The sequence below is a fragment of the Mycobacterium sp. E1747 genome (genome assembly GCF_001667775.1).
GTDB lineage: Bacteria > Actinomycetota > Actinomycetes > Mycobacteriales > Mycobacteriaceae > Mycobacterium.
Window position 1 is genome coordinate 1 of record NZ_LZJI01000109.1, and the last position, 2162, is coordinate 2162.

The 2162-nt window shown below is 71.4% G+C and carries 2 protein-coding genes and 1 pseudogene; 2 read left to right on the forward strand and 1 reads right to left on the reverse strand.

From position 1 onward, the window contains the following. Positions 1 to 143: pseudogene (locus A5695_RS29555) on the reverse strand (cutinase family protein); the annotation flags it as partial. Positions 144 to 433: 290 nt separating this feature from the next. Between A5695_RS29555 and A5695_RS11245 the strand changes: the two are divergent. Continuing rightward, positions 434 to 1318 (forward strand): SDR family NAD(P)-dependent oxidoreductase, encoded by an 885-nt coding sequence (locus tag A5695_RS11245; RefSeq protein ID WP_068081180.1) that lies wholly within the window; start codon positions 434 to 436, stop codon positions 1316 to 1318. Then, the coding region (locus A5695_RS11250; protein ID WP_156749580.1) for an AMP-binding protein at positions 1315 to 2162 on the forward strand (848 nt) is incomplete at its 3' end. The genes A5695_RS11245 and A5695_RS11250, both read left to right, overlap by 4 nt.

Sequence of the window (2162 nt, forward strand, 5' to 3'; positions counted from 1 at the left end):
GTACCGCGGGCGAATACCACCTGCACGTCCGGACATTGGGCGGCGGCGGAGGGGAGAAGGGAGCCGGCGAGGGCCGACGCGGAGAGGCCGGACGCGGCTACTACTGCTGGACCGAGAAATCGAGCTATTTGACGTGCGATCATGCCGCAATTGTGCCCAGAGAAGCGTCCGGCTAAACCGGGGAAGCCCAGGAAATTACTGCGAATTCACACAACACCGTCGACGCCGCGGTCGCCGCGCCGAGATGGCTTGCGCGCGGCGGTCATCCGGCGGTGCGGCGCCCACCGATCCGAGGCCCGCGCCGGGGAGCGGCGCAACGGCGAGGCGGGGCGCGCCGGCGGACCGCGTTGTGGTCTGCTAGCTATGACGAGTCGAGTGCACGGTGAAGCCATCCGCCGAACCTCGACATCCGGCTCGAGTGGATGCAGCGGCGATGTTGAACGTGATTGTGCAGGCCCTCAACAAGGTCACGGACCGCGTGGCCAATCCGGCGCGGGTGTCGGATCCCGACAGGTTGCGCAGCGCCGTCACCGGTAAGACCGTGCTGGTTACCGGCGCCTCCTACGGCATCGGGGAGGCGACGGCGCGGCGGCTGGCCGCCGGGGGAGCCACCGTCCTGGCGGTCGCCCGGTCCGAGGAGCGTCTCGGCGACCTGGCGGCGTCGATCAACGCAGCGGGCGGCCGCGCGAGGGCGTACCCGGCCGACCTCACCGACGAGGCCGCCGTCAGCGCGCTGACCAAGGAGATCACTGAGGAGCACGGCGCGTTGGACATCGTGGTCAGCAACGCCGGAAAGTCGTTGCGCCGCTCGCTGCATCAGCAGTACGACCGGCCGCACGACTTTCAACGCACCATCGACATCAACTATCTCGGGCCGATCCGGCTGCTGCTGGGGCTACTCCCGGCCATGCGCGAAGGTGGCGGAGGGCACATCGTCAACGTGTCCAGCGTCGGTGTGCGTGTGGTGCCCGGACCCCAGTGGGGCGCATACCAGGCGTCGAAGGGCGCCTTCGACCGCTGGCTGCGCAGCGTCGCCCCGGAACTGCACGCCGACGGCGTGGACGTCACCTCGGTCTACTTCGCGCTGGTGCGCACCAGGATGATCGAACCCACGCCCGTCCTGGGCCGCCTCCCGGGCATGTCGGCCGACCAAGCGGCCGACGCAATCGCCAAGGCGGTGATCGAGCGCCCGCGCAGCAACGAACCGCCCTGGGTGTTGCCGGCCGAGGTGGCTTCGGTTCTGCTGGCCGGCCCGGCCGAACGCGCCGCCCGGCTGTGGTACCGGCGGTTCTTCTCCGATTCCGGCGACCGGCGATGAGCGCCGAGGGCGTGGTCGGCACCGCGGCGCGGGCGTTGCTGCGGTCGCGGCTGCTGACGCCGCCGTCGCCGCTGGTGGCGTTGCGAGTGCTCCGCGAGGCGCGGCGCGGCGGCACCAACCCGTATACGCTGCTGGCGGTGACCGCGACACGCTGGCCCGACCGGGCGGCGATCGTCGACGACGACGGTGCCTGGGATTACCGCGAGCTGCGGTCGGCGACCGACTCGCTGGCGCGCCGGCTGTCCCGCGCCGGTGTGGGACCCGGCGACGCGGTGGGCGTCATGTGCCGCAATGGGCGCGGTTTCATCGCGGGCGTTTTCGCCACCGCCCGGGTGGGCGCCGACGTCGTCCTGGTCAATACGGAGTTTCGCAGCGATGCCCTGGCGTCCGCGGTGCGGGCCCACCGGATCACCGCGATGATCGCCGACGACGAGTTCGGCGAGCGGGTCCGGGCCGCCGACGAATCGGTCACCCTGATCGACCCGGCCTCGGCCGCCACGGAGGAGGGCGACACGGGGCCCGACGTGGCCGCACCCGGCCGGATCATCCTGCTCACGTCCGGCACCACCGGCACGCCCAAGGGTGTTCCGCGTTCGCCGCAGCTGCGTTCAGCGGTGGGCGTGTGGGTGACGATCCTCGACCGCACCGGTCTGCGCACCGGGGCGCGAATCTCGGTGGCCATGCCCATGTTTCACGGTCTGGGGCTGGGGATGCTGATGCTCACCATGGCCCTCGGCGGCACCGTACTCACCCACCGCCACTTCGACGCCGAGGCCGCACTCGCGCAGGCGTCGCTGCATCGCGCCGACGCGTTCACCGCCGTGCCGGTGGTGCTCGCCCGCAT